The organism is Methylobacterium sp. B1 (assembly GCF_000333255.1).
In the GTDB taxonomy this organism is placed as follows: Bacteria; Pseudomonadota; Alphaproteobacteria; order Rhizobiales; family Beijerinckiaceae; genus Methylobacterium; species Methylobacterium fujisawaense.
Map to the genome: position 1 here is coordinate 1 of NZ_BACT01000988.1, position 5,192 is coordinate 5,192.

Genomic DNA, 5,192 nt, shown 5'->3' on the forward strand with positions numbered 1-5,192 from the left:
GGCGGTGAGGTAAAGACGGCGCCGTTCGACAGGTAATATCCTTATGGCGCCCATCCCGGCCGCGCCGAGGGCGTTGCCGAGGGCCGCGAAGCTGGCATTGCGGCCGAGACGCTCGCCAGCGTGGGCACGCCCGACGAGTCCGATGCTGATCGCCGCGATGGCCGGTGTGAGCACGCAGCTCGCGGCCGAGTGCAGTGCCATTGCCAGGAGCACGATCAGGAAGCTCGGCCAGACCGCCAGCGCGAAGGCGCTGCCGGCGATCCCGATCACCGCCACGGCAGCGGCGAAGCGCTTCGAGCGCACGACGTCGACGAAGGCGCCGCCCGGGACCTGGCCCAGCAGCGCCACGAGGCTCCCCACGGTCAGGGCGAACCCGATGTCGGATTGGGTCCATTTCGCCTGGGAGAAGTAGACGGCCAGGAAAGGGCCGAACCCGGTCTGCAGGTTGGCCACGAAGAACGCGAAGGCATCTAGGCCGTAGCGGCTCGTTGCCGAGATCACGCGTCCCCCCTGTGCGGCAGGAACCGCCGACGCGCGCGCGGCCTCGCCCGCCGGATCCTTCAGGCGGCCCGGACGGGAGCGGATGTCCTGACGGGACAGCTCACGTTCGCGCGGAGTGGCGGCGGTTCGGGCCTTCGACCGGGCCACCGTCACTTATCCGGTGCCTTCTCCGGAGGGCGGGCGGGCGCGGTCGCGGCCGGCGCCGCCGCGCCCGAGGCCGCACTACCCGGAGCGGGCGAGGTCGGAGCCGCCGCGGCGGGGGCCGGTTGCGACGGTGCCGCCGAGCCCGGCGCCGGATTGGCCGGCGGCGTGGTCGCCTGCTCGCCCTCCGCCGCCGGCGCGGCGGGGCTGGCGGGCCCGAGAACCACGATCGGCTCCCCGGCCTTGTATTCCGGTGACACGCGGACCTGGTTGCGGGTCAGCGCGACCGAGAGCTTGCGCTCCTTGCCGCCGTCCGGCGTGAAGCGCAGGGCGCGCCAATCCACCGCGATCTTGCGGGTTCCGACCCCGAGGAAGCCGCCGAAATCGATGATGGCGGCCCTGGGATGGCCCTCCTTGTCGATGATGATGTCGATGACGCGCCCCAGTTCGTCGCCGCCGGCGCTGCGCACGCTGCGACCGAGCAGGCTCTCGTAATCCTGCGTGTCGAGGACCGTGGCCGGTGTTCCCTGCTGCTGCGTCTGGGTCGTGGAAGGCGGCGAAGTCCCGGCGGCCGGCGGTGCGGCCGGCGCCGCCGCGGGCGGAGAAGTCGGCGGTGTCGGAGTTGGCGCCGGAGCCGGCGCGGGAGCCGGAGTCGCGGACGGAGGCGCGGCCGGTGCGTGCGGCGCTGCCTGCCCGGCCGCACCCTCGCTGCCGCTCACCTGCGCCGCAGCCCCCGACGCCCAGAGGGCGAGCGTCACGGCCGCGATCATCCGGTTGGTTCTGAACACGCTTCGTCCTCTGAGGAAGGGCCGGGCTGCACCGGCGCGCCGGCGCGTCCACGACCGTATCGGCCGGTTCCGGGTCCGCCGCCGGCTGGACCCCGCCTGCGGATGGCGTCATGCCGCAGGACCTGGGCGAAGTTATGGACCGCAGCGGCCAGACAGCAAGACGCGAACCGCGCGCTTCGGCGGTCTGCCACAAAGGATACGGCGATGATGACCGGGGGCGCGACGGCACTGTCTGGTTTTCGCCGCATCCCCGGCGTAGACAACCGCTTATAAGCCCATGCGAGCCGCGGACGGCACCGCGGCCACTGTCGAGGACCACACGATGTCGACCCTCCCCACGTCGAGATGCGCCGCAGCGCGCGGCCTTGCGCTCGGCGCTGCCCTGGCCGGCCTCGTGGCCGGCTGCCAGGCGCTCGGTGGCGGCGGCGGCGTGATGCCCGCGACAGAGGTCGGCCTGCCGCCCTCGCTGCGCGGATCTCTGCCGAACCGCGAGCCGCGCAATGCTGCGGTCGATGCCGATGGTCAGCCGCTCCAGACCGCTCCGACGAAGCAGCTGGCGATCCCGAAGACCGCCGGCGGGGCGACCCGCACCGCCGATAGCGGGGAGCGCCGGATCCGGCGCGAGGATCTCGACGGCGGCAATGCGGCGGTCGGTGGCAGTGGCAGCAGCGGCGCAATGGGTCCGATGCTGTCGCCCGGCGGCAGCGTCGGCCTCGGCGGGAAATTCTGAGCCGTCAGGCCGAGACCGCCGCGCCCGCTCAGGAGGGGCGCGCGTAAGGGCCGTCGAAGGCCTAGATCCGGGCGCGATAGCTCGGATCGGCGACTTCGTCTTCGCCGGCGCCGGGGCTCGATGCGCCTGCGAGGACCGCCGGATCGATGTCGATCACGTAGCCGCCGAATTCGGTGCTGTAGGTCAGAGCCTTCCAGGGAAGCGGGTGGTGGGTCTCACCCAATCCGAGGAATCCCCCGAAGGCCAGCACCACGTAGGCGACCTGTCCGGAAACCTTGTCCACCATGAAATTGTGGACGGCGCCCAGGTGGCGGCCGCTGCTGTCGTACACGGCGGTGCCTTCGACCTTGTTCGACGCGATCAGCCGGGGGCTCTCGTCGATGGCGATGCCCTCGCCGGCGGGATCGAGCTCCAGGGTGCCGGGCTTTCTCAAGGCGCGTTCGTTGGGCAGGTCCGTCGGCATGATGTCTCCCGATCCATGAGCGGGATCGTGCCCGCGTGGCGGTCCCTGGCTCACTAAGCGCCTGGGCCGGGACGGGTTCCGCCTCCTGAGCCGGTGGCCGGGCGAGCGCCGGCCTCTCAGAGGTCGGGTGGTATCCCGGCGCTCCTCCGCCGCTGATTGATCCGGTCGCGGACCGATCGGCTGGCCAGCAGCATCTCGAACCCGAAGGCCACGAGGGCGCACAGGGTGCAGAGGATCGCCGCGCCGAACAGACCGAACAGCAATGTCGTGACCGTGCTGTCGCGCATGGCTCCGACGAACAGGGTCAGCACCGATCCGCAGGTCGCCACGCCGCCCAGCGCGGCCAGGAACACGGCGGCATCCAGGGCCAGCGAGCGCCGGTGCAGCCGATCCAGGCGCCGTCCGAGGAGGATGCGCTCCGCATCGCCGGCGCCCGCGAGGAGCCCGGAGACGTGGTCGGCCTGATCGGCCACGCGCGCGAGCCGCGCGCCGAAGACGTTGAGCAGCGTCGCGATGCCCGACAGCAGGAACACGGGGCTCAGCGCCACCTGGACGACGTGAGCGGTGCTTTCCGGGCTGGCGAGGGTGATCGGATCGGTCATGCGGGCGGGCTGATGCACCCGGTGGACGGGCGCTGCAATTCCGGCGCGTTCAGACCAAGCCGCGGCCCGGCGCGATGCCGGGCGCGGAAGGCTCGGCCCGCACCAGGAGACCGAGACTCGTGACCAGTCCGGTGGCGAGCAGGAGCGCGAGCGTGAGGGTCGGGGCAAACATGCCTGTACTTCACGTGCAGGATTGTTAAAGGCAGGTTTCACGCCCGGCGGTCGGCCGAATAATCTTGGCGGCGGCGTCCATCCGGCGATCCCGCAGGGGATTTCTGCGCCTGCCTTGTGGATGAGGCGTTTCCAAAGGCAATTTCCCCTTGGAACGGCGGCGGCACCGCTTAGTTGCTGCTATGCTGGCTCGGCCGTGGGGCGATCATGCCCCGGCCTGCGGCCCGAGAACCGGAGGATGTTGATGGCCACAAAGACCGAGAAGGCTGCGCCCAAGGCGGCCAAGACCACCAAGACTGCGGAGAAGGCCGCCCCGGCCAAGGCTGCGAAGCCCGCCGCCGAGAAGTCGGCCGGCGCCAAGCCGAACGCTCTGCAGCAGCCGCTGAAGCCGTCGGCCGAGCTCGGCGCCATCGTCGGGACCAGCCCGCTGCCGCGCGGCGAGGTGGTCAGCAAGGTTTGGGACTACATCAAGAAGAACAACCTTCAGAACCCGCAGAACAAGCGTGAGATCCTCGCCGACGACAAGCTCAAGAAGGTCTTCGGTAAGGACAAGTGCACGATGTTCGAGATGAACAAGCATCTCGCTGCGCACCTGAAGGCCTGATCTCGCCCTAGAGCCAAGTCCGGCATTCTCTCCGGGCCGACGGCTCTAGGAGCCCTGCGGCGTTCCCCGTCGTACGGGAAGACCGGCCGTGTGGCTTGGTATGACGCGGACGAGAGTCCGGCATCCAGAGCCGCCGGTCCGATCCCTCGTGGCGAACGCGCCGCCTGAACCCGAGGCGCCCGACGTATCGCCAGCGCGGGCTTGTCGATGCGCCGCCGCGCAGATTTCGCCGTCCCAGACCCGCACGGTTCGAGCCCCGCTTCGGCGGTCGCCGGCGTTGCCCCCACCGATCCCGGCTTCAAGCGAGGCCCTGCAGGACCCCTCCGTCGACCCTCAGGGCGGCGCCGGTGGTGGCGCTCGCGGCCGGGCTGCAGAGGTAGGCGACGAGATTGGCCACCTCGTCTACCCGCGCCAGCCGCTGGATCAGCGACGAGGGGCGATGCTCCGCGACGAATTTCCGGCCCATGGCCTCGAGGTCGGTATCGGCTGCGCCTCCGGCCATCTGCCGCATGAAGTCCGCGACACCCTCCGAGAGGGTCGGGCCGGGTAGGACACTGTTGACCGTCACGCCGCTGCCGGCCACCGTCTGCGCCAGACCGCGGGAAATCGCGAGCTGCGCCGTCTTGGTCATTCCATAGTGGACCATCTCGGTCGGCGTGTTGATGCCCGACTCGCTGGAGATGAAGATCACCCGTCCCCAGCCCCGCTCCGCCATGCCGGGCGTGTAGGCGCGCGACAGGCGCACGCCGCTCATCACGTTGACGTCGAAGAAGCGCTGCCAGTCGGCATCCGGGATCTCGAAGAACGGCTTCGGCTCGAAGATCCCGGTGTTGTTGACCAGAATGTCGACCGCCGGGACAGCCTTGACCAGGGCTGAAGCGCCCTCAGCGGTGGCGACATCGCCCGGTGCCGCAAAGGCGCGGCCGGCCCGCGTCTCGCCCCGCAGCTTCGCGAGGGCGGCCTCGACCCGCTCGGGCGTGCGACCGTTGATGCCGACCTCCGCACCGAGGTCGCAGAGTTCCTTGGCGATGGCGTAGCCGATGCCGCCGGTCGACCCGGTGACCAGGGCCTTCCGGCCGGTGAGATCGAGATCCATGGGGCGCTCCAGCATGGGACACACCCCATCAACGCAAGCCGGCGTCCCGCGTGGCATACGCGATCCGGTTAGCCGCTCCGACTCCGCCGCAGGACG

At 70.6% G+C, this 5,192-nt stretch carries 7 protein-coding genes and 1 pseudogene; 2 read left to right on the forward strand and 6 right to left on the reverse strand.

Features of this window, described 5'->3' with window-relative positions; translation table 11 throughout:
* Together I53_RS27440 and I53_RS27445 are read right to left on the reverse strand one after the other, a co-directional pair.
* Window positions 1-654 (reverse strand): annotated as a pseudogene (locus I53_RS27440) (MFS transporter); the annotation flags it as partial.
* A complete protein-coding gene (locus tag I53_RS27445; protein ID WP_043356951.1) occupies window positions 651-1,412 on the reverse strand; it encodes a PRC-barrel domain-containing protein in 762 nt (253 codons plus the stop codon). The pseudogene I53_RS27440 and the gene I53_RS27445, both read right to left, overlap by 4 nt.
* Before the next feature lie 340 nt (window positions 1,413-1,752).
* Here I53_RS27445 and I53_RS27450 point away from each other — a divergent pair, with 340 nt between their 5' ends.
* The gene (locus tag I53_RS27450; RefSeq protein WP_043356959.1) at window positions 1,753-2,160 is read left to right on the forward strand and encodes a hypothetical protein; all 408 of its coding nucleotides are present in this window, start codon (window positions 1,753-1,755) and stop codon (window positions 2,158-2,160) included.
* Window positions 2,161-2,221: 61 nt separating this feature from the next.
* Here the strand turns inward: I53_RS27450 and I53_RS27455 are convergent, their stop codons facing one another.
* The 3 genes from I53_RS27455 to I53_RS35830 form a co-directional block, all read right to left on the reverse strand.
* The gene (locus I53_RS27455) at window positions 2,222-2,623 is read right to left on the reverse strand and encodes a PRC-barrel domain-containing protein (protein ID WP_043356953.1); all 402 of its coding nucleotides are present in this window, start codon (window positions 2,621-2,623) and stop codon (window positions 2,222-2,224) included.
* A gap of 116 nt (window positions 2,624-2,739) precedes the next feature.
* Window positions 2,740-3,225, reverse strand: a complete 486-nt coding sequence (locus I53_RS27460; protein WP_043356961.1) for a DUF2721 domain-containing protein — start codon at window positions 3,223-3,225, stop codon at window positions 2,740-2,742.
* A 49-nt stretch (window positions 3,226-3,274) separates the two neighbouring features.
* Entirely contained in the window at window positions 3,275-3,397 is a 123-nt protein-coding gene (locus I53_RS35830; protein ID WP_257787383.1) for a hypothetical protein, read from the reverse strand.
* A gap of 243 nt (window positions 3,398-3,640) precedes the next feature.
* Between I53_RS35830 and I53_RS27465 the strand changes: the two genes are divergently transcribed.
* Complete coding sequence (locus I53_RS27465) at window positions 3,641-4,000, forward strand: SWIB/MDM2 domain-containing protein (protein WP_043356955.1); 360 nt, start codon at window positions 3,641-3,643, stop codon at window positions 3,998-4,000.
* A gap of 298 nt (window positions 4,001-4,298) precedes the next feature.
* On the opposite strand, the gene I53_RS27470 is transcribed toward I53_RS27465, so the two are convergent.
* Window positions 4,299-5,096 (reverse strand): SDR family NAD(P)-dependent oxidoreductase, encoded by a 798-nt coding sequence (locus I53_RS27470; protein ID WP_043356957.1) that lies wholly within the window; start codon window positions 5,094-5,096, stop codon window positions 4,299-4,301.
* Window positions 5,097-5,192: the final 96 nt, after the last annotated feature.

What these genes read in the sequence shown, in the direction of transcription:
- I53_RS27445 (WP_043356951.1), bottom strand. Translation starts at nt 1,412, where the DNA reads ATGATCGCGGCCGTGACGCTCGCCCTCTGGGCGTCGGGGGCTGCGGCG.
- I53_RS27450 (WP_043356959.1), top strand. Translation starts at nt 1,753, where the DNA reads ATGTCGACCCTCCCCACGTCGAGATGCGCCGCAGCGCGCGGCCTTGCG.
- I53_RS27455 (WP_043356953.1), bottom strand. Translation starts at nt 2,623, where the DNA reads ATGCCGACGGACCTGCCCAACGAACGCGCCTTGAGAAAGCCCGGCACC.
- I53_RS27460 (WP_043356961.1), bottom strand. Translation starts at nt 3,225, where the DNA reads ATGACCGATCCGATCACCCTCGCCAGCCCGGAAAGCACCGCTCACGTC.
- I53_RS35830 (WP_257787383.1), bottom strand. Translation starts at nt 3,397, where the DNA reads ATGTTTGCCCCGACCCTCACGCTCGCGCTCCTGCTCGCCACCGGACTG.
- I53_RS27465 (WP_043356955.1), top strand. Translation starts at nt 3,641, where the DNA reads ATGGCCACAAAGACCGAGAAGGCTGCGCCCAAGGCGGCCAAGACCACC.
- I53_RS27470 (WP_043356957.1), bottom strand. Translation starts at nt 5,096, where the DNA reads ATGGATCTCGATCTCACCGGCCGGAAGGCCCTGGTCACCGGGTCGACC.